The organism is Hydrogenovibrio sp. SC-1 (assembly GCF_002848135.1).
Taxonomy (GTDB): domain Bacteria; phylum Pseudomonadota; class Gammaproteobacteria; order Thiomicrospirales; family Thiomicrospiraceae; genus Hydrogenovibrio.
This window is the reverse complement of the sequence record NZ_PKGB01000008.1, coordinates 39,194-58,796: the sequence shown is the minus strand read 5'-3', so window position 1 is coordinate 58,796 and position 19,603 is coordinate 39,194. Positions and strand designations below refer to the sequence as shown.

The following is a 19,603-nucleotide window of genomic DNA, read 5'->3' as shown; positions in this document are numbered from 1 at the left end:
TAACGCAAACTTTACCGGTATGGGCAGACTCTAACCCCAAAGTTTAAGGCAGAAATCTTAAAAAAAAATTAAATAAAAGTAAATTTTAAAGATTTTATTACTCAACGGCCTTTTTTCAAAAGTCTCCGTTAAGCTGTTTTCAGGATACAATGATGCCCATTGTCACAATCAGTTGAAAGTATAAAGCGCGTTATGTTTGTAAAAGTTGCGGTGCCAGGCCCTTTTTTGTCCCCATTAGATTATGCGGTTCCTGAAGTATTGGCTGAGACAGGACTCCCCGTCGTGGGCGGTCGCGTCTGGGTGCCTTTTCGGAATAAAAAAATGATCGGGTTGGTGATGTCGTTGACGGAAAGCACCGAATTGGCCGCTGAAAAGATTAAAGCGATAGATTCAGTGGTGGATGAGGCTGCACTTTTTTCTGAAGCGGAAATGCATTTTTTACGCTGGGCGAGCCATTATTATCACGAGCCAATTGGTCAGGTTGTGCAAACGGCACTCCCCAAAAGATTGCGAGCGGGAGAATCGCAAACCGTCGCGGGTGTCGCTGCCTGGCAATTAACAGTTTCAGGTAACAAGGCAGAATCGGAAATACCGACTAATGCCTCACAGCAAAGAGTAGTTTGGACGTTTCTAAAGCAACAATCGGGCGCGGTAACGGCGGAAGACTTTAAATTGGCGGTGCCGGGAAATTGGCGCACGCCCCTTAAACGGTTTCAACAACAAGGTTGGGTATCGGAAATTGAGTTGCCTTGTATCAATGCCTTTTCCGCACGCGAAAAATTACCCAGGCCTGGTCATATTTTGCATCCACCACAGCAAGCCGCGGTGGATGCGGTGTTAGCCAGTTCCGGTTTTGATGCTTTTTTATTGGAAGGCGTGACCGGTAGTGGTAAGACCGAAGTCTATTTAGACATTATTCAATCGGTGATTGCAAAAGGTCAGCAAGCCTTGGTATTAGTGCCTGAAATTGGTTTGACGCCACAAACTGTTCGCCGTTTTGAGGCCTTTTTGCAGACGCCTGTTGCCGTGATGCATTCGGGTTTAAATGACAAGGAAAGGCATTGTGCCTGGTATGCGGTGAAATCGCATCAAGTTTCGGTTTTGTTAGGCACGCGTTCAGCTTTGTTTACCCCCTTTGCGAATTTAGGGGTATGTATTTTAGATGAAGAGCATGATTTATCGTTTAAGCAACAGGAAGGCTTTCGCTATTCAGCGCGAGATTGTTTGGTGAGGCGAGCGCAATTACAGCAGGTGCCTGTGGTATTGGGGTCGGCGACGCCGTCCATTGAAACTTTGCACAATGCTCAGTTGGGGCGTTACCACCATTTGACCTTATTGCAGCGCGCTGGGGCTGCTCAAATGCCCGATATCAAGTTGCTAGATGTCCGTGGTGAGCCGATGGTAGCGGGGATTAGTGATTCTTTGCAGCAGAAAATGGCAGAACATCTAGCCAACGGGCACCAGGTTCTATTGTTTTTAAATCGACGAGGATTTGCGCCAGTATTGATTTGCCATCAATGCGGGTGGCAGGCGGTTTGCGAGCAGTGTGATGCCAATATGACCTATCATCAACAGGTGAACGAATTGCGTTGCCATCATTGTGGCGCACAAGCGCCTGCGCCGCATTCCTGCCCAAGCTGTGGCGCTGATCACTTTGCAAGTGTGGGCGTGGGAACAGAACAAATCCAAAAATGGGTGCAGACGCATTTTCCACAGGCCTCTTTCTTGCGCATTGATCGGGATACCACTCGCCTGAAAGGGCAGATGCAAGCCTTAACTGAACAAGCCAGTAACGGCGAGGCCGATATATTAATCGGCACTCAGATGCTAGCTAAGGGTCATCATTTCCCCAAGGTTACTTTGGTGGGAATGCTTGATATCGATCAAGGTTTGTTTAGTTGTGACTTCCGAGCCGCTGAGCGTATGGCACAATTAATTGTCCAGGTGTCCGGGCGTTCAGGACGAGGTCAGTTCGCAGGGGAAGTGGTGATTCAAACGCATCACCCTGAGCATCCTTTATTAAAAGTTTTGGTGGAAAAGGGCTATCCGGCCTTTGCGCAGCAGGCGTTAAAAGGACGACATCAGGCGGAGTTGCCACCTTTTCAGTATCAAATATTATTGCGAGCGGAAGCCATCGATGGGCAATTGGGGTGGTTGTTATTAAATGAAATAAAACAGGCGTTAAATTTTGCTAGAATGTCAGTTTTATTACCGCCAATTAACAAACAAATCAGCGATTTAGTAGATGAGGCCGCTAGCCAAAGAGATGCCTATGGACAGGTGGACTTAGCCAGTTTAGAGGTTTTTGGTCCGGTGAGTGCGCCGATGCTAAAACGCCAAGGGCGCTTTCGATATCAACTGTTATTGCAGGGACGGCAACGAAGTCAATTGCACCAATGGTTGGCCGAAGTGGAAGGGTTGCTGTATCAATTGCCGCTTGCAAAAAAAGTTAGATGGTCAATTGATGTGGATCCGCAAGAAATGGGTTAAGTTGCCCAGAAATTTATTTGAGGGAAAAGGTGTCACTACTCATTCGATTATTTAAAGCGCTCAATGCCAACCAGCATCCTGGGCAAATCGCATTATCATTTCTGCTTGGCATGATATTAGGGTTAACGCCCTTATTTTTTGCGCACAATTTATTTACGTTGGCACTGATTTTGTTATTGAGAATTAATCTGTCTGCATTGATTGCGGCGACCTTGTTCTTTAGCGGTATTTCATATTTATTAGATCCGTTATTTCACCAAGTCGGGTTGTGGCTGTTACAAATGGACACGTTACAGCCACTGTTTACCGAACTATATAACCAAGCTTTTTGGCGCTGGGTGAATTTTAATAATACCTTGGTTATGGGCAGTGTGTTGGTCGCCTATGGATTGAGTTTGCCAGCATTTTTCCTGTTTTGGCTGTTGGTGAAAACCTATCGCAACCGGTTTTTGAAATGGGTGAACCAGTTTAAAATTATTCAAATCCTAAAAGGGGCAAAAGAAGCTGAATGGCTTTCTGGAATCGTCAAATAAAACCGACAACGGCTAACGAAAAATCTTCAGAATCAAAATCGCCAAAACCTAAAGGATGGATTCGGTGGTCGGGTTTGACCGTAGTTGTAGCTGGGGGTGGACTGTTTCTGCTGATTGGGTATTTCGGGGTTACGCTTGCCTTAAAAGCGCAAATAGAAAAGGGTTTGTCGAATGTCTGGGGTGCCAAAGTCGAAATTGGTGCGATTGATCTAGGGCTTTTCCCGCTGGAAGTCGGTCTAAGGCAACTTCAAGTGACCGATCCCAAAAAACCGATGGAAAATCTGATTGAGATTGAGCGAATCAGTGCCGCTGTAAACTTGTATCATTGGGTGGTGGGTCGAACCGTTATTGAAACCGTTTTTTTAACCGATTTGACACTTCATCAGCCTCGACAATCATCAGGGGCACTCGCCAAAACGCCAAAGGCCGTTGCCACAAAAGCGGACACAGGCACGCAAAATGCGGCAACCCAACAAGATTCATTGGCGATTCCATTACCGAAAGTGGCCGTGCCAACGACGGAACAACTACTGTCGAGAGAAACCTTGCAAACGGTTACTTTAGCCAAAGAGATTGAGCAGAAATTGGCCGAAGTGCGTCAGGCCTGGTCAAATTTAGAGGCTGAAATCCCTTCTCAACAACAAATCAATGATTATCAAGCTCGATTCAAAACACTAACACAGGGCAAGATTGATTCTATGCAGGCGTTTGAAGCTAAAAAAGCGCAGTTTCAATCATTAAAGCAAGACCTTGAAGCAAAACAGCAATCACTCAACGCCGCGCAAAAAACATTGAAAAATCATCTGCCAGAATTGCAACAGCAGATTCAGGATTTAAAACAAGCTCCGAAACAAGATTATCAACGCCTGCTGGACACCTATTCATTGGATGCATCAGGGCTATCGAATATCAGTTATCTCCTGTTCGGTCCGCAAGTACAAACCTGGATTAATGAAGGGATTAAATGGGCAGAAAAAGCGGAACCCTTGATCGAGAAATTCAAAACTTGGCAGGCCGAAAATGCCCAACAGGAAGCCGAGGCTGCAGTCATAGAATCAAAGCGTTTTAAAGGTCAGGACATTCATTTTAAAGAGGTGGATCCCCAGCCCGATTGGATAATAAAGCGAATCGTGTTGGAAGGAGACCTCAACTGGGGTCGTTTAACAGCAGAAGCCACCCAAGTGACATTTGACCACCCGAAAACACACTTGCCTATTTTATTTAAAGTGTTCGCTAAAACCGATCAAGCAGAACAGCCGCTGAGCTTTATTGGACAAAGCAATTTTATTAACCCTGATGCGCCTTTTACGGAAGCGAAGGTCTCTTGGCCGCAACGTCCGGTTAAAGATTGGAAAATTTTAAAAGACCAAAACTTACCACTGTCCATGCATGAAGGGATGGTTGATGTGACGGGGCATATTTTGTTGAAAGCCAAACATCAAATTGACGCTTGGCTAAATTTAGAGTATCAACAAGTCGATATGCAGATTGAGGACTCACCCTCAAAAGATGTGAAGCGCTATGTGGCGCCATTATTTAAAGACATACAGACCTTTACCGTACAATCCGAAGTCGTGGGGGATTGGTATGCGCCTAAAATCGGAGCCAATTCAGACTTAGATAAAATTCTATCCGCGGGATTTAATAAGCTATTAACGCAAGAGTTGGCAAAACTAAAAACGGATTTAAAGGCGCAATTGGATGCTGAATTGGCAAAACAGCTTCAGCCGATTCAAAAGCAACTGTCGGTCTGGTTAGACAAGGATTCTCAATTGGCTCTGCAACAAAAAGGGATTGGTCAGATTTTGGATTCCAATTGGCAGGCAAATGCCAAGAAAGCTTTGCAGCAACGTTTAGATGCGGAAGTGAAGAAAGCAAAACAACAGGCACAGGCAAAAATCGCTGCCGAAAAAGCGAAGTTAGAGCAGGCTAAACAAGCAGCAGAAGCCAAGCTGAAAGCAGAGTTAGCCGCGAAGAAAAAGGCAGCAGAACAAAAGGCTAAACAAGAAGCTGAAAAAGCGGTTGGCGATCAGATGAAAAAATTGTTTAAGTTTTAATATGAGCGCCTAGGTTACCCAGAAATTTAAAAAAAATGATTGTAATAAAAACAGCATGATTTATCGAGGAAGCGACTTATGAGAAAAAATTTACCCATCACCCAGACTGAAAAAGTGGTGCCAGAAGGGTATATACTCGTCTCGGAAACAGATCTTCAAGGCAATATTACCTATGCAAATGAAGATTTTATCAAAATTTGTGGCTACTCTAGAGAAGAGTTAGAAGGTCAGCCACATAATATGATTCGTCATCCTGATGTGCCTGAAATTGTATTTGCTGACTTATGGGCAACTTTACAAAAGGGGGAACCTTGGCATCAACTGGTGAAAAATCGCTGTAAAAACGGTGATTATTATTGGGTCGAAGCCAATGTGGCGCCGATTATTCAAAATGGAAAGGTGACAGGCTATAAATCGATTCGTAACCCCATTACTGATGCTGAAAAAGCCGCAACAGAAGCCGCTTATAAGCAGATTGCTTCGGGTAAGCTTTTGATCAAAGGCGGCGCAGTAATGAAGCCGTGGATGCAAAAAATTGCTGATTGGAGTCCATTACCTCAAAAATCGATTCTAGCGAAAACCATGATTCCATTAGTCGTGATGTCGATAATGTGGAGTATTATTTTGCAACTGTATCTACAAAATGTTGCAGATAACCTTTATGCCGATGCAGTTGTTGAACGCCAAAGCGTGCTCAGTGGCAACCTGCAATCAGAAGTCGATGCTCTTGGTAAAGTCGCTTTAACGAATGCGGTGGGGATTGCAGGTAATTCCGCAGTTATTTATGGCCTTTACGATAATCAAGAAACGGCTTTGTGGCAAATTGTTGAGGTCAATTATCAACAATATGTGGACCGGGCGGATCTAAAAAATATCGGGGTGGCGATTTTCGATGCAAAAATGAAAAAAATCGCCAATAGTGGGGTGGAGATAGCCCCGCCGAAAATGCCGTCAGAACCAGTGACCCGAGTACATTTTCAAAAAGAGGGTGGTTTTGTTCAAGCCCTAGTTCCGGTTCCATATGGCGATAAGGTGTTAGGACTGGTGGTGATGAATTTACCCTTAACCCAAATTGAAACAGCAGAGAAGGCTTCAGATCATTCCTATGCGGCTTTGGCATTTGATGGGCAGGCCATTTCATTAGCCAAAGGGTTTGAAACATCGCCTGTTAAAACACTTTTGAATCAGGCCAATCATCAACAACTGATTACAGATGGATATGCGGTGGTTGATAATCAATTGTTGGTGTTTGATCAGATTAAGGATTCTGAGGGCATTGAAGGTGCCCATCTTATCTCTGAACCAATGGTGATCTTGAATAAGTTGTTAAGTGATACCTATTTTATGATTTATGTTGCTCAAGGTGCCATGTCCGGCGGCTTTATTCTGTTATTGATTCAGGTCTTTTTGAGAATGCGGGCTTCTATTTTGGGACCGATGAAACGGCTGACTCAGAAGTTGAAGCGCGCGGCAGATGAGGGCAGTCTGGCGGTGAGAGCGGATGTGTTGGTTGAAGATGAAATTGGGCAAATGGCGCGCAACTTTAACCATTATGTTTCTTCGGTACAACAATTAATGGTTGGGGTGTCCGATATGATTTCAGCCCTAGCCAAGGGCGACTTGGAACAGCGTATTGAGCAGGATGCTAAGGGTGACCTTAACTTGCTGAAAACGGATGTAAATCAATCTGTCGATAACATACAGCAAGTGATTTCTGAAATAGAGAAGGTCATTAATCATCTTAAAACAGCTCAATATCAGTTTGATTCTTCGGCAGAGTTCAAAGGTGCCTTTGCCACTATGATGGGAGATCTGCAAAATGCCATGTCGATAACCGATGAAGCGGTTCAGGGGATTAATGCTACGATGAAATCTATTGCAGAAGGGGATTTTTCTAGCCGTTTAAATGCTGAGTTGATGGGCGATTTGCAAGGATTAAAGAACAATATTAACCAATCGCTAGATGCGTTGGAAACGGGTGTGAATGATGCAGTCGCAGTGATTGTTGCGCAATCCAATGGTGACTTGACCGAGCGCATGACGGGTCAATATGATGGCCAATTGGCATTGATGCAGAAGGCATTAAACAGTTCTTTGGATAAGGTCAGTCATGCTATTTTAGGGTTGATGACCAGTTCTAATACGGTTAATGGCGCTTCCGAGCAAATCGCGCAAGGGAATTTAGATCTTTCGGATCGAATTCAAGAACAGGCCGCTTCGTTACAATCGACCGTGCAATCGATGGAGTCGATTACGAAGATGGTGCAGAACAACGCGCAAAGTGCCAAAGAAGCCGCTAGTTTGGCTGATGAAGCTAAGTCACAAGCAGATAATGGGGCGGCCGTTATGGCGCAAAGCATTCAGTCAATGCAAGCTTTGTCTGAATCCAGCCAAAAGATTGCCGATATTATTGGCTTGATTGATTCCATTGCGTTCCAAACCAATTTATTAGCGTTGAATGCGGCAGTGGAAGCGGCTCGTGCGGGTGAACAAGGCCGAGGCTTTGCTGTCGTGGCCGGAGAAGTTCGTACCTTAGCTGGAAAGTCGGCGGAAGCAGCTAAAGAAATTCGTCACCTAATTGAAACCAGTGGTCAGCAGGTGGTGGATAGTGAACACCTGGTACAGAAGTCAGAGAAGGAATTTTCCTCGGTACTGGATGCGATCTTGAAAATGCAGCAGTTGGTCTCTGATATCGCCCAAGCCAGTTCGGGGCAGGCGCAAAGTGTCTCAGAAATTAACCATGCGATTGAAGGTCTGGATAGAGTGACTCAGCAAAATGCAGCCTTGGTCGAAGAAACAGCGGCGTCTGCAGATACGCTTAAAGATGAAGCGGCTCAAATGCGACAACAAGTTGGATTCTTCCGTGTTGAAGGAGCCTCTGCTCAAGCACTTGCCAAGTGCTTCAAAAAAGCAAAAGGCCTAAAGTGATTCTTTCAAAGATTTGAAATTCTCATTAAAAGAGGACTGAATTTGAGAAACCAAGTGATATTTGCTCTCTTGTCGGCAGTGATGATTGTGACATTGACCGGCTGTACGACAAGCATTCAAATTAGGGTATTAGAACCCGCTAAAATTGGCCGTGCTGCAGAAACCAAACAGATAGCCGTATCTCCTTTTAAAGGCGATCAAGTGGGGTTGTCCTCAAAAATTGAAACGGTATTGTCGAAGCAGGTAGTGGAAGGCAAGCCTTTTTTTACCACGGTTAGCCGGAATGAAGTGGATCGCTTAATTAAAGAGCAAAGTCTGCAATATAGTGGTGTTCTGAAAGAAGACCGCCTGGTTGAAGCTGGTCAGCTGCTCGGTGTACAAGCGTTTGTCAGTGGCGAGGTCAGTGCCGCCTCTGGTCAAGATGAAACCTTTTATGAGGAGCGTTTTCGCTGTTTGGATAAAAAATGTCAGCAATTGCAAAGCTATCAGGTTCGTTGTACCCGGCGTAATATTACTTTGGCCGCTACCGTGAAAATGACGGATGTTGCTCGCGGCGATATTATTGTTGCGGAAAATTTTTCCAAGCATCGTAGTTGGAATACGTGTGTTGATCAAATGCAGCGTTTACCCGCTATTTCGGCTGGTTTAGACAGTTTGGCGAATGAAGTTGCTCGTCAGTTTGTTGCGATGTTGACACCACAGTATCGAACCATGGAAGTGGAATTGTTGGAGGATGTCGATATTGATTATACGGCGGCTCAGGAAAAAACCTTGGAAGTGGCACTAGAGTTTATCGAAGCGGGGCGTTACGACAAAGCCGATCCCTTATTGAGTCGCTTGCTTTCGTCTACGCAAGAGCAATCTTATGTTGCTGCGTATAACTTAGGGGTGGTAAAGGAAGCGCAAGGTGAATATGCCAGAGCGAAACGCCTCTATCAACTAGCAGATCGACTTCAAACGAAGCCTGTTGAAGCGATTAATAAAGCCGTTAGCCGAATTGATTTAGTGATTCGTCAATATGAACAGGCTCAATCTCAACTTGAACAATAAAATGAACATTTCAAAACAGCTTCCCTTTTGGCTAGGATTATTGACAATGGTTTTGTTAGCAGGCTGTGGCAGCTCAGAAGTTAAGCCGTTAGCGCCGACATCAATCGCTTATCCGACTTGGTATACCCAACCCCAGTCGGCCAATGTGAGCCAATTGGTTGGCGCTGGTGAGGGGGAGACTCGGGATGAAGCTATTCAAGCAGCACTGGTGGATTTATTATCACAACTCAGCATCGAGGTAGCAGCCAGTTTCGATACCCGTTTAAGTGTGCATAAGCAGGACTTTGAAAGTGTTGAAAGGGTGTCAGAAAAACGTATTCAAGCCAGTGTGGCCAATACGGAAATCCGAAACTATCAATTGAAACACATTAAGCGACTGGCTTATGACAAGACCGTGGCCTTGGTGACGGCTTCCCGCGCGCAATTATTCTCGGATATTAAAACGCAATTTGATCAAGACTTGGCGTTATTGAAGTCACAGCAAAAGCAACAAGTGATTGAACGACTGTTAGCAACCTATGTGTTTTATGGGCAACACCAGGCTCAGGTGGATGATTTGGCACAACGATTAAAGGTTTTACAAGCCTTGGATGCACATTTTGATGGCGTGTCTGCTAGTCGTTATCTGCAGGGGTTTATTGAAAAAGCGATGCAATTGAAACATCAATTGGTCATTGAGGTACAAGCGGATGCCGGCAGTGAGAAGTTTGTACCTTTGGTTGAAAACGCGTTATCCCAAGCCGGGTTTAAGGTGCAAAAAAGTCCCTTACCCACAGGATACAATGGGGCTGGTCAGAATTCCATCCTATATTTAAATACGGATGTGGCCGTTTCTGAAGCTTATGGTTTTAAAATTATTCGTGTCAATTTACGCAACCGCGTTATGAGTGATGATCAACAATTGGGCGGTGAAACTTGGACGTTTAAAGGTCAGGCTTTGGTGAAAGAAGAAAATGCTATGGATCTGGCGATGCAGCGTGTTGCCCAAAAAGCGAAGAGTCAAATTGAAGAGCACGGCATTAACCATTTTCTAGGCGTGAATTTAGTTTGGTAGCGATGGCGTGTTTCCGGTTAACGGCTAGGCTGAATCGGGATGTCATCTAACGAAATTTCAACCACCCCTTGCCGATTGCGGTGTGGCCCTTTGATAATTTCTTGGCTTGCCCAAGCATGGCCATGTACCACTTCAAAGGTCGCTGGGATACGCCCTTCTATTCGTTGCGATTCATAGGCTTCAAGCATCCGAGTAAATCGCTGTTTGCCCGTTAAACCTGAGCCAGTTGGGTTTGGTTGGGAAGCCCCTACACGGGTAGCGCCAATCGCCTTTAAATCTTTTAAAACGCCAAGTGGCTTGTCATAGGTTAAGGTAAAGTGTTCAACATCTAAAACCGGTTGACCAAAGCCGTTGCGAATCAACGCATCCCCGATATCATGCATATCAATAAAGGTATTAACATGTTGCGCATCGTCAACATTTGACCAGGCCTGGCGTAACTCTTTAAGGGTGTCGGGACCAAAGGTGGTCATCATAAATAACCCTTCGGGTTTGAGAACTCGCCGAAATTCATTAAAGACTTTATCCAGATCATCACACCATTGCAACATTAAGTTCGTCACAATTAAATCGACTGATTGGTCTACTATCGGTAAGTGATAAGCATTGCCATTTATGAAATGGGTGCGAGCGGCTTTTTGCCCTACGATACGTTGGAGCCAGTTTGTCGGCTTGCGCAAGGCTCGACTTTGCGCAATCTGCACCATCTTATCGGACAGGTCGATGCCAATACAGTCAGCATTAGGATAGCGCTGCTCTAAATGGCGGGTTAGTAAGCCTGTGCCAGAGCCCACATCCAATATGGTATTAGGTTGAATGGTGATGAGATCCAGGCGGTCATCAACCTCTTGGGCGACCTGCTTTTGCAACACCGCAGCTTCTTCATACTGGACGGCAGCATGGTCAAAATGATGTTTGATATGGGCTTGACTGAAGCTCTGGGTCATTATGCAGGTGCCTTATGCTGGGAAGTGGTGTGTAAAAACTGTAACAGTGCTTCCGCTGTGGGTTGTGGGTGAGAAAAAAAGGGCATATGGCTAGCGCCTTCAATAATTTGAATTTGACTGTGAGGTTGCAGGGCTTGAATATCTTGCAGTATCTCAGCGGGAATAAGCGGGTCTTTTTCGCCGAGTAGCCACAAAGTCGGCAAGTTGAGCTGGGAAAGTAACTGTCGATTGTCAATGGCTTTGAGTAGGCGAAGTCCCTGCATTAAACCGGTTAATGATGGCAAGTGGCGATCTTGCATTTGTGCGGTCAATTGTTTCATTAAGGGGCGAGCATTGTCACTGCCCTGTAATTGCAACCGCCAAAACTTTTTCACCACAGTGGACGCCTCGATGGTCAAGGCTTGAATGAAATCTGCCAGCAATGGCGGACTAACCGCCCATTGCCAACCATCATTTTGGGTAAAGCGAGCGGTCGAAGCCAGACAGGTCAAACTTTGTATTTTGTCTGGGTAGCGTGCGGCCAATTGTTGAGCTAGAAGTCCGCCTAATGACCAGCCTAACAAATGGGTACGTTCAGGTAAGGCTTCTGCCAAAGCCATCAGCCAGGCTTCATTGAGGCTTTGGTCATCGGTGTTTTTAGGCAAGTCTAATGAAGGACTTTGACCAAACCCTGGCAGTTCAATCAGATGTAATTGATAGTGGGGCTGCAATTGATTTTTCGCCCAAGACAACCAGGTTTGGTTGTCAGCACCCCAACCATGAATCAGGGTAAGGGATTCAGCTTGGTCGGAATCTAGAATGTCACTGTGACAAGTGGTCTTAATCATGGCGCTATTTTACCGAGTTGTCAGTGGAAATTCAGCTTGGCAATGCGCCAAAGCCTGACAAAATTGATGAATGTGATCCTGGGTATGAGCAGCCGACAGGGTAATGCGTAAGCGAGCCGTATTCACCGGAACCGTTGGTGGTCGGATAGCGGTGACCCAAAAGCCTTGTTGCTTCAAAGCATCAGACCATTTAACGGCCAAAGCACTGTCGCCAATTAATAGCGGCTGAATGGCACTGTCAGAAGGCATGAGTTCTATTCCCATGGTTTGTGCTTGTTGCTTAAAATAGCTAATGTTTTGTTTGAGCGACTCTCTGAGCTCGCTATCTTGTTGTAGTAATTTTAAAGCGGTTCGGGTTGCCAAAGCATTCCATTGAGGCATGGCCGTGGTGTAAATATAAGGACGAGCAAATTGGATTAAGGCTTCAATCGCCGTGTTACTGCCGGCGACAAAAGCGCCAAAAGTACCGAATGCCTTACCAAAGGTGCCCATTATGAGAGTATTGTCGTCAGGGGTGAGGCCAAAGTGTTCAAAACTCCCTCTTCCTTGGTCGCCTAGTACGCCTAGCGCATGCGCATCATCGACAAATAACCAGGCCTGGTAAGTTTGGGCTAGTGTTTGAATATCGGCAAGCGGGCAAAGATCACCATCCATACTGAAAACGCCATCAGTGACAATCAGGGCTTGTTGTCCTTTGGAATGTGCTTGTTGTAGCCTTTTTTCTAGCATGTCCATATCGTTGTGAGGATAACGTTTAAAATCCGCTTCGGAGTGAAGGGCGCCATCAATCAATGATGCATGATTCAGTTTATCCCCCAAGATCACATCCCCTTTTTGCATTAGGGTCTGTTGGACCGCTAGGTTCGCCATATAGCCCGTAGAAAATAACAGGGTTCGTTCAGTGTCTAACCAGTCGGCCAGTTCATCTTCTAATCGATGGTGTTGGAGGTGGTGGCCTGTAACGAGGTGTGCCGCGCCAGCCCCATAACTGAGCGATACATCCTCACAAAGGGTTTGACGAATGTCGGCAGCATTGGCTAAGCCAAGATAATCGTTGGAAGAAAAATTGAGAATCTCTAGTCCATTAATATTCATTGCAGGAGATTGCGCAGAAGACACCAAGGGGCGCTTACGCAGCAACGATTCGGCTTGGCGCTGCGCCAAACGCGGCGCAAAGCGCGACTGTAATGACTCTATCGTCATGGGAACTAAGCGGTTAAGTCGGTGGCTTGTTGCGCCAGTTTTTGGGCAGCCATTTCCGCTTTGATATTTTGCTGGGCGTGAATGCCCAGTTTGGCAAAGAGTTGTTCGTCATGGCCCGCTTCCGGATTATCCGTGGTTAACAGCTTATCACCATAAAAAATGGAATTGGCACCTGCAAAAAAGCACATGGCTTGGGCTTCGTCGCTCAGCTCCATACGACCCGCCGATAGACGAACATAGGTTTGCGGCATGACAATGCGCGCGGTGGCAATCACGCGGATAAATTCAAAGACATCGGTTTTGCCCTTCATGTGCGCTAAAGGTGTGCCTTCAATCGGCACCAGTAAATTAATGGGAACGGAATTTGGGTGGTAACGCATAGTGGCAAAGGTGCGAATGAGCTCGGCACGATCTTTGTGCTCTTCACCCATGCCGATAATGCCACCCGAACAGACATTAATGCCGGCTTTTTGAACCTTGTCGATGGTATCTAATCGATCTTGGTAATTGCGGGTGGTAATGATTTTGGGATAAAACGCTTCAGACGTATCAAGGTTGTGATTGTAGTAATCAAGCCCCGCTTCCTTAAGCTGGGCAACTTGATCATCATTCAGCATCCCCAAAGTCAAGCAGGTTTCTAAACCAAGGTCTTTCACCACACGCACCATTTCTAATACTTTAGGAAAGTCTTTCTTGGTCGGGTTGCGCCAGGCGGCGCCCATACACAATCGAGTTGCGCCTTTTTCTTTAGCAGCTAAGGCTTGTTCAATGACTTCTTGAACCGCCATTAGGTGTTCTTTCTCAACTTCAGTTTGGTTGCGAGCACTTTGTGAACAATAGGCGCAGTCTTCAGCACAGCCCCCCGATTTGATATTGACCAAGGTGCTGGTTTGGACTTCATTGGGGTTGAAGTAACGGCGATGAACCGTTTGTGCTTGAAACAGCAGGTCATTAAACGGTTGGTTCATAATTTCTTGAATTTCTTCAAGTTGCCAGTCATTGCGAATGTCGCCCAAAGTCATTGTTATTGCATTCCATAGTGTTCGAAGGATAGGTTATTATAACGAATTAGAGGGGCAATGAATATGACGCAATTTGAATCCTTCGAAAAATGGCTGTTTCCGCCTCAGTGTGTGTTAAGTGGTCAGCCAACCCAAGACTGGGATTTGGCGGATGTTTATTTACAGAAATTATCGCGGCCAAGCGATGCTAACCAAAAAAGCTGCTTTGTCTGTGCAGAACCTTTGGCGGTGGATGGCATTTGTGGGCGTTGTTTACAAACCCCTCCGGTCTTTGAGCAGACTCAAGCGGGATTCTATTATACGTCGGTAGTGCAGGATCTGATTCATTCCTTTAAGTATGAGCAGCAGCTGCATTTAGGTCGACTGTTGGCACAGCTTTGGCGACCACAATTGGTGATGACTGGAATTGATGCAATCCTTCCGGTGCCATTACATCGGGATCGATTATTGGAAAGAGGCTTTAATCAGGCACTGGAGCTAGCCAATGGCCTTGTTGGTGATGACGAAGTTCCGATTCTCCCTTTTGCGATTCAGCGCATCAAGCCGACTGTCGCGCAAGCCTTGTTAAATGCTCAGCAACGACAACATAATCTGGATGGTGCTTTTGCGGTCAATCCCAAAGCTGAAAGCGTATTATCCGCTTGCCAACAAGTGGCCATTTTAGATGATGTCATGACCACGGGTAGCACTCTCAATCAAGTGGCGCTAACTTTGAAAACGAAATTTCCCCATCTCAAAATTCAAGCTTGGGCCTTAGCCAGAGCCAAATCACATTAGCGCCCTTTAATGGCACGTAACCATTTCCACAAGTTAAATAGGCTGGATAAGGATGCGGCGACATAAGTTAGAGCACAGGCGCGTAAAATTTTCCGAGCCGTTTTTAGGTCGGCAGGCGATAGGTATTGGCCATCCTTCAATAGAGGCAAGGCGCGATTATAGCTGGCATCCCACTCAACCGGTAAGGTTGAGAGGTGCAAAATAACGGGAATCCCCATTGCAATAAAGCCAGCGCCAAAGGTCACTAGACCAATAATCGGGGTATGCAATAGTGGAATGAGAACAGGCGTTAGCATTAAGGCGATACCACTGAACTGTTGCATGCGTTGCGCCCTTTCAACCAATAGAGTTCTTTGCAGGAGCGGCTGATAATTTTGCTGGTGCTGGATTGCATGGCCTATTTCATGTGCCACGGTCGTGATGGCGGTGAGAGAGTTGCTGTGAGCGTTTTCCCTGGAAATACGGACGACCTTGCCAATCGGGTCATAGTGATCACCTTGTGCAGTTTCTTCAAGGGTTACAGCCAGCTGATATTTTTTAATCAGGTGTTCGGCAAATTGAAGTCCCGTGCCAGGCAGGGTAGGGTGTGGTTTGCTGTGTTTTTTTAAAATGGAGCGCGTCCAAAGGCTGGGTAAAGAGGTGATGATAAACAGCAATACAAAACCCATGATTAACCAAGTCATTAGTGTGTAACCTCTTCGATGCACTTTAAGGTGGTTGCATAGCTGGCATAGTCTAGCGGATTTACAAGCAGTTCAGCTTGTGCTTGTGACAGGTGTTTTGGCCTTGTGCAATCCAGTAACGCCGTGGCACTGGGGAGGTCAGAATCCATGATTGCCCAATAATTACGTTGGCCGGGCAAGATCGGTGCCGAGGATAATTGCCAACCGCTAGCCGTTAAAAACTGCTGTTGTGCTTGGGTTAATAGACGTGTTTGCCACGATTGGAGGTCTAGGTTTTCCCGTTTCGAGGGGGAACCGTTGATTAGGGTATTTTGCCAATCTGCTAAAGCTTGGTTAGTCAGGGCATATTCTTCAAGCGTTGCGGATCCCATGGATTTTCCTTTACTGTTTAGCGCGCGGGGACTCGGCGTTAGGTCGAAGGCGGCTTTTAAGCCGGCAAGCAATTTTTCAGCGCGTTGTAAGTAGTGATCCCGGTTAGCTCGATCCCATTGATATGCGGTGGCGTAGCTGGACAGCATTAGGGAATTCCAGCCGAGAATGCTTTTGTTATCGGTTGGAAATGCCATTGGCGGTCGCTGTAACTTGGCTTGTATTTCCGGCCAATGATTCGCTGTGCGTTTGGGTAACCAGCCCAATTCAAATGGGGGTGTCTTAGACAAATGCCAAGCCTCAGTGACGACTTTAAATTCCATTGGGTTAAGCTGCTTTTGTAACGCTTGACGAGACCATAAATAACTGCCTCCTTCTCGCTGTTTAAAATCAATGGCAGAATGACTGCTCATAAATAACTGAATCGATGGATTCCATAAGTACTGCTCAGCATATTGCAAGGTTTGTCGTGCGGTTTGCAGGTAGCTGGAATCTTTAAAATAAACCGATGCCATAAAATAGAGTTTCGACAGTAAGGCCTGGGTATAGAGCATCTTTTCAAAGTGGGGGCTTTGCCAGTTAGGATCAATGGTATAGCGAAAGAAACCACCATGAACCGCATCATAAAGCCCTTGTGATTGCATTTGGTCAAGGGTTAATTTTAACCAGGCCTGAAAATCCTTTGGCGGATTGGTCTGTTGGATAAGCGTTAATAAAATGTGGGGATTTGGAAATTTTTGACTGGCTTTTAAACCGCCACTGAAATCATCCATTTGTTGTTGAAGGTGTCGGTTAAAGGTTTTGATAAACCGATCATAGTCAAGTGTTAAGGGGGCGGGGGAAAAGCTCTTTGGTTTGGGCTTTACCTTCTCTGCCATCTGTCGAATCTGCTTTGGGTTGGATTGCCACAAAGCTATAACGCGTTCGAGACGTTCAAGCAATTGGGCTTTAGGTAAATAGACAAACGCATAAAAGGGGAGTCCTTCTGGAGTGAGAACGACATGTTGTGGCCATCCTGCATGTCCGGCAGTTTGCCGCGAAAAGTTAATGAGTGTTTGATCCGTATCGGGCAAGAGTTCACGATCAATTTTGACCGAGATAAAGTGTTGGTTTAGAAATTGTGCGACCTCTAGGTCTTGATAGTTTTCACGTTGCATTACATGGCACCAATGGCACGAAAAATAGCCACTCGATAGCAGAATGGGTTTTTGTTGACGTTTGGCTTCTGCCAATATCTTCAGCTGCCAGCTTTGCCAATGAACCGGGTCTTGAGCATGCATAATGAGATAGGGTGATGTCGTGTCCGCCAGTTTGTTGCTTGATGTTGGCGGCTCAGCATCTGACCAGCTGGTAGAACTAAACCCAATAAAAAGGGTAATAAAAATGACCAGGCCTGGCCATTTTTTAAGGGGTTTTATTTGATGGGTCAGACGGAGATGAGTCTTCATTTTGCGTCTGCTCATTGCCTGATGAATCGGTTTCTGAAGAGGTTTGTGCCGCTTTGCGTTGCTTTTGTTCTTGCTCTAAGCGATCAAAGCTTTCCTCAATCTCATCAAAAGCGTTATCCCAATCGTCGTCATCATCGAGCTGATCAGCATAACGGTCATCAAATTCATATTCAGGTTCGGCATCCGTTTCGCTATTGTCTTCTTCTGTTGGGTCAGCCTTGCGGCGTTTAATCATTCGAGCTCCAATCAAGGTGCCTGCTTCATAAAGTAACCACATTGGGATAGCCAGTAAGGTTTGTGAAATGATATCGGGTGGTGTTAGTAGCATCCCAATGACAAAAGCTCCCACGACGACATAAGGACGGGCATGCGCCATTTTTTCAGCGGAAACCATGCCAGATAAGATCAGTAAGATAACGGCAATGGGGACTTCAAAGGCAATCCCAAACGCAAAGAACATTTTAATGACAAAATCTAAGTAGAGAGCGATGTCAGTGGCGATGGTGACGCCTTCAGGTGCGGTTCCTGATAGGAAGCCAAACACCAGCGGAAAAACCACATAATAAGCAAAAGCACCGCCGGCAAAAAATAGGAAAGAACTGAAAAACAACATGGGTCCGATTAGCTTACGTTCATGCTGATAGAGTGCCGGTTCAATAAATCGCCAGATCTGGTAAAAAATGACGGGGATGGCTAGATAAATGGCCAAGATTAAGCTGAGTTTAAACGGGGTTAGAAAAGGTGAGGCTACCCCTGTCGCAATCATGCTAGTGCCTTCCGGCAGAAAGCGTGATAGGGGTTCTGAAATATAGGTGTAGATTTCATTGGCAAACGGAAACAACACTAGGAAGAACACCATAACAGCTAACAAAATTTTGGTGACCGTGTTCCTCAGTTCAAGCAGGTGTTGAACGAGGGTCATTTCTTTGTCGTTAGGGGGTAGCGCACTGGGTTTCATGAAACCGGTTTTTCCGTAGCAGTTGGTGCTGATGTTTCATTGTCAGGATCTGTCGCTAGGTCAGGCTGAGGCTCTTGCTCAGTAACAGCAGAGGGTTCAGGGCGCTTGGGTTGCGTGGGTGCTTTATTGAATTGTGACCCGGCAGTGGCTATTGCATCGTCTTGTCCAAAGGGGCGAGAGATGGATTCATCCACTTCAAACTGTTGTTGAATCTGCGAAAGATCCTCTTGTAAGGAGCCAGTTACATTCTCTAAAGAGCGCTTTTCTTCTTCAAAATTCATTGAGTCTTGAAGTTCACGAACGGTTTCACTGATTTCCGAATTATCTTTAACCGAATTGATAAACCGTCGTGTTTTACCCACAAACTGGCCAATTTTTCTAGCAACTTCAGGCATGCGTTCTGGGCCAATCACCAAGAGGGTAATGACCAGAATGACGATGATTTCTAAAAAACCAATATCGAACATGTCGCAAATGCCTTTTCAGGTTATGAGAAATTAAGAAAGAGATTAAACTTTGTCTTTGGTTTCTGTGTCAGATTTTGAAGTCGACTTGGTTTCTGCTTCCGCATCAAATACATCGCCTTCTTTTTGATCTAAAGTTTGTGTTGTGCTATCGGCTTTTTTGCCATCTTCTTCCGCAACGGCTTTTTTAAAGCCTTTAATGGCGCCGCCTAAATCCGAGCCGACATTGCGAAGACGTTTGGCGCCAAATAGAACCAATACGATTGCTAAGATGATTAATAGTTGCCAAATGCTAATGCCCATTTTAATTCTCCAGGTTGACGAGTCTGTTTATAAGTAAATGCTAATAATATCAGACTTTTGATTTATTTAAAATAAATTGAATGATTTGCAGCGATTAAATACTCTTCAAAAATTCAATTTTTTCAGCCTTAATGACTCAACAGATGCTTCTAGAGCAGAGCTTATTCACCTAAAAGGTGAATGTGTAGGTGAAAAATTTCTTGTCCACCCGATTCCCCTGTATGGATTTTGGTTTTAAAACCCTGTAGACCTTGTGCTAGTGCCAGTTGGGGAAGCAATAACATCATATGTCCCATAAGATCTTTATCTTCTGGTGCTAGGTCAAACAGTGAGCTGATCGGTTTTTTGGGGATAATAAGCAGATGTGTTTTGGCCTTAGGGTAAAGGTCATTAATCACGATGCATTTTTCATCTTCATACACTATATCAGAAGGAATTTCTCGATCAATTATTTTGCTAAAGATGCTCTTTTCAGTGGTCATGGTTGTTT

At 45.4% G+C, this 19,603-nt stretch carries 17 protein-coding genes; 7 read left to right on the top strand and 10 right to left on the bottom strand.

The window, feature by feature from the left end:
• Positions 1-192 precede the first annotated feature (192 nt).
• The 6 genes from CYQ88_RS06050 to CYQ88_RS06025 all read left to right on the top strand — a co-directional run bounded on the left by CYQ88_RS06050 (position 193) and on the right by CYQ88_RS06025 (position 10,112).
• Positions 193-2,490, top strand: coding sequence for a primosomal protein N' (locus tag CYQ88_RS06050; RefSeq protein ID WP_101840462.1), 2,298 nt, complete (start codon positions 193-195; stop codon positions 2,488-2,490).
• A 29-nt stretch (positions 2,491-2,519) separates the two neighbouring features.
• Positions 2,520-3,023 carry a TIGR03546 family protein gene (locus CYQ88_RS06045; RefSeq protein WP_101840461.1) on the top strand — a complete coding sequence of 168 codons (504 nt, stop codon included), beginning with the start codon at positions 2,520-2,522 and terminating at the stop codon, positions 3,021-3,023.
• Positions 2,999-5,080, top strand: coding sequence for a TIGR03545 family protein (locus tag CYQ88_RS06040; protein ID WP_101840460.1), 2,082 nt, complete (start codon positions 2,999-3,001; stop codon positions 5,078-5,080). Before CYQ88_RS06045 ends, CYQ88_RS06040 begins: the two co-directional genes overlap by 25 nt.
• Before the next feature lie 78 nt (positions 5,081-5,158).
• Positions 5,159-8,008 carry a methyl-accepting chemotaxis protein gene (locus tag CYQ88_RS06035; RefSeq protein ID WP_101840459.1) on the top strand — a complete coding sequence of 950 codons (2,850 nt, stop codon included), beginning with the start codon at positions 5,159-5,161 and terminating at the stop codon, positions 8,006-8,008.
• A 42-nt stretch (positions 8,009-8,050) separates the two neighbouring features.
• A complete protein-coding gene (locus tag CYQ88_RS06030; protein ID WP_233188824.1) occupies positions 8,051-9,058 on the top strand; it encodes a tetratricopeptide repeat protein in 1,008 nt (335 codons plus the stop codon).
• A gap of 46 nt (positions 9,059-9,104) precedes the next feature.
• Complete coding sequence (locus CYQ88_RS06025; protein ID WP_158236017.1) at positions 9,105-10,112, top strand: LPP20 family lipoprotein; 1,008 nt, start codon at positions 9,105-9,107, stop codon at positions 10,110-10,112.
• Between the two features lie 17 nt (positions 10,113-10,129).
• Here CYQ88_RS06025 and bioC read toward each other — a convergent pair whose 3' ends face one another.
• From bioC to bioB, 4 genes are read right to left on the bottom strand one after another with little or no spacing between them, the layout of a single operon-like run.
• Positions 10,130-11,059, bottom strand: coding sequence for a malonyl-ACP O-methyltransferase BioC (gene bioC, locus CYQ88_RS06020; protein ID WP_101840457.1), 930 nt, complete (start codon positions 11,057-11,059; stop codon positions 10,130-10,132).
• Positions 11,059-11,886, bottom strand: a complete 828-nt coding sequence (gene bioH, locus CYQ88_RS06015) for a pimeloyl-ACP methyl ester esterase BioH (protein WP_101840456.1) — start codon at positions 11,884-11,886, stop codon at positions 11,059-11,061. The genes bioC and bioH overlap by 1 nt, the downstream gene beginning before the upstream one ends.
• Before the next feature lie 9 nt (positions 11,887-11,895).
• A complete protein-coding gene (gene bioF / locus CYQ88_RS06010; RefSeq protein WP_101840455.1) occupies positions 11,896-13,089 on the bottom strand; it encodes an 8-amino-7-oxononanoate synthase in 1,194 nt (397 codons plus the stop codon).
• A gap of 5 nt (positions 13,090-13,094) precedes the next feature.
• Entirely contained in the window at positions 13,095-14,111 is a 1,017-nt protein-coding gene (gene bioB / locus CYQ88_RS06005; protein WP_101840454.1) for a biotin synthase BioB, read from the bottom strand.
• A 63-nt stretch (positions 14,112-14,174) separates the two neighbouring features.
• Here bioB and CYQ88_RS06000 point away from each other — a divergent pair, with 63 nt between their 5' ends.
• Complete coding sequence (locus CYQ88_RS06000) at positions 14,175-14,888, top strand: ComF family protein (RefSeq protein WP_143483768.1); 714 nt, start codon at positions 14,175-14,177, stop codon at positions 14,886-14,888.
• Here the strand turns inward: CYQ88_RS06000 and CYQ88_RS05995 are convergent.
• The 6 genes from CYQ88_RS05995 to CYQ88_RS05970 form a co-directional block, all read right to left on the bottom strand.
• Entirely contained in the window at positions 14,885-15,571 is a 687-nt protein-coding gene (locus tag CYQ88_RS05995; RefSeq protein WP_101840452.1) for a zinc metallopeptidase, read from the bottom strand. The genes CYQ88_RS06000 and CYQ88_RS05995 overlap by 4 nt on opposite strands.
• Positions 15,571-17,388 (bottom strand): thioredoxin domain-containing protein, encoded by a 1,818-nt coding sequence (locus tag CYQ88_RS05990; protein WP_158236016.1) that lies wholly within the window; start codon positions 17,386-17,388, stop codon positions 15,571-15,573. Before CYQ88_RS05990 ends, CYQ88_RS05995 begins: the two co-directional genes overlap by 1 nt.
• On the bottom strand, positions 17,345-18,346 hold the full coding sequence (tatC, locus tag CYQ88_RS05985; RefSeq protein ID WP_101840450.1) for a twin-arginine translocase subunit TatC: 1,002 nt from the start codon (positions 18,344-18,346) through the stop codon (positions 17,345-17,347). Before tatC ends, CYQ88_RS05990 begins: the two co-directional genes overlap by 44 nt.
• Entirely contained in the window at positions 18,343-18,813 is a 471-nt protein-coding gene (tatB, locus tag CYQ88_RS05980) for a Sec-independent protein translocase protein TatB (protein WP_101840449.1), read from the bottom strand. The genes tatC and tatB overlap by 4 nt, the downstream gene beginning before the upstream one ends.
• A 42-nt stretch (positions 18,814-18,855) precedes the next feature.
• Positions 18,856-19,113, bottom strand: a complete 258-nt coding sequence (gene tatA, locus CYQ88_RS05975; protein ID WP_101840448.1) for a twin-arginine translocase TatA/TatE family subunit — start codon at positions 19,111-19,113, stop codon at positions 18,856-18,858.
• A gap of 161 nt (positions 19,114-19,274) precedes the next feature.
• Complete coding sequence (locus CYQ88_RS05970; RefSeq protein ID WP_101840447.1) at positions 19,275-19,595, bottom strand: HIT domain-containing protein; 321 nt, start codon at positions 19,593-19,595, stop codon at positions 19,275-19,277.
• Positions 19,596-19,603 lie beyond the last annotated feature (8 nt).

Bases quoted from the DNA above. Each gene is read 5' to 3' on its own strand.
- CYQ88_RS05970 (WP_101840447.1), bottom strand. From the start codon at position 19,595: ATGACCACTGAAAAGAGCATCTTTAGCAAAATAATTGATCGAGAAATT.
- tatA (WP_101840448.1), bottom strand. From the start codon at position 19,113: ATGGGCATTAGCATTTGGCAACTATTAATCATCTTAGCAATCGTATTG.
- CYQ88_RS05995 (WP_101840452.1), bottom strand. From the start codon at position 15,571: ATGACTTGGTTAATCATGGGTTTTGTATTGCTGTTTATCATCACCTCT.
- CYQ88_RS06000 (WP_143483768.1), top strand. From the start codon at position 14,175: ATGACGCAATTTGAATCCTTCGAAAAATGGCTGTTTCCGCCTCAGTGT.
- tatB (WP_101840449.1), bottom strand. From the start codon at position 18,813: ATGTTCGATATTGGTTTTTTAGAAATCATCGTCATTCTGGTCATTACC.
- bioH (WP_101840456.1), bottom strand. From the start codon at position 11,886: ATGATTAAGACCACTTGTCACAGTGACATTCTAGATTCCGACCAAGCT.
- CYQ88_RS06050 (WP_101840462.1), top strand. From the start codon at position 193: ATGTTTGTAAAAGTTGCGGTGCCAGGCCCTTTTTTGTCCCCATTAGAT.
- bioF (WP_101840455.1), bottom strand. From the start codon at position 13,089: ATGACGATAGAGTCATTACAGTCGCGCTTTGCGCCGCGTTTGGCGCAG.
- bioC (WP_101840457.1), bottom strand. From the start codon at position 11,059: ATGACCCAGAGCTTCAGTCAAGCCCATATCAAACATCATTTTGACCAT.
- bioB (WP_101840454.1), bottom strand. From the start codon at position 14,111: ATGACTTTGGGCGACATTCGCAATGACTGGCAACTTGAAGAAATTCAA.
- CYQ88_RS06035 (WP_101840459.1), top strand. From the start codon at position 5,159: ATGAGAAAAAATTTACCCATCACCCAGACTGAAAAAGTGGTGCCAGAA.
- CYQ88_RS06040 (WP_101840460.1), top strand. From the start codon at position 2,999: ATGGCTTTCTGGAATCGTCAAATAAAACCGACAACGGCTAACGAAAAA.
- tatC (WP_101840450.1), bottom strand. From the start codon at position 18,346: ATGAAACCCAGTGCGCTACCCCCTAACGACAAAGAAATGACCCTCGTT.
- CYQ88_RS06025 (WP_158236017.1), top strand. From the start codon at position 9,105: ATGGTTTTGTTAGCAGGCTGTGGCAGCTCAGAAGTTAAGCCGTTAGCG.
- CYQ88_RS05990 (WP_158236016.1), bottom strand. From the start codon at position 17,388: ATGAAGACTCATCTCCGTCTGACCCATCAAATAAAACCCCTTAAAAAA.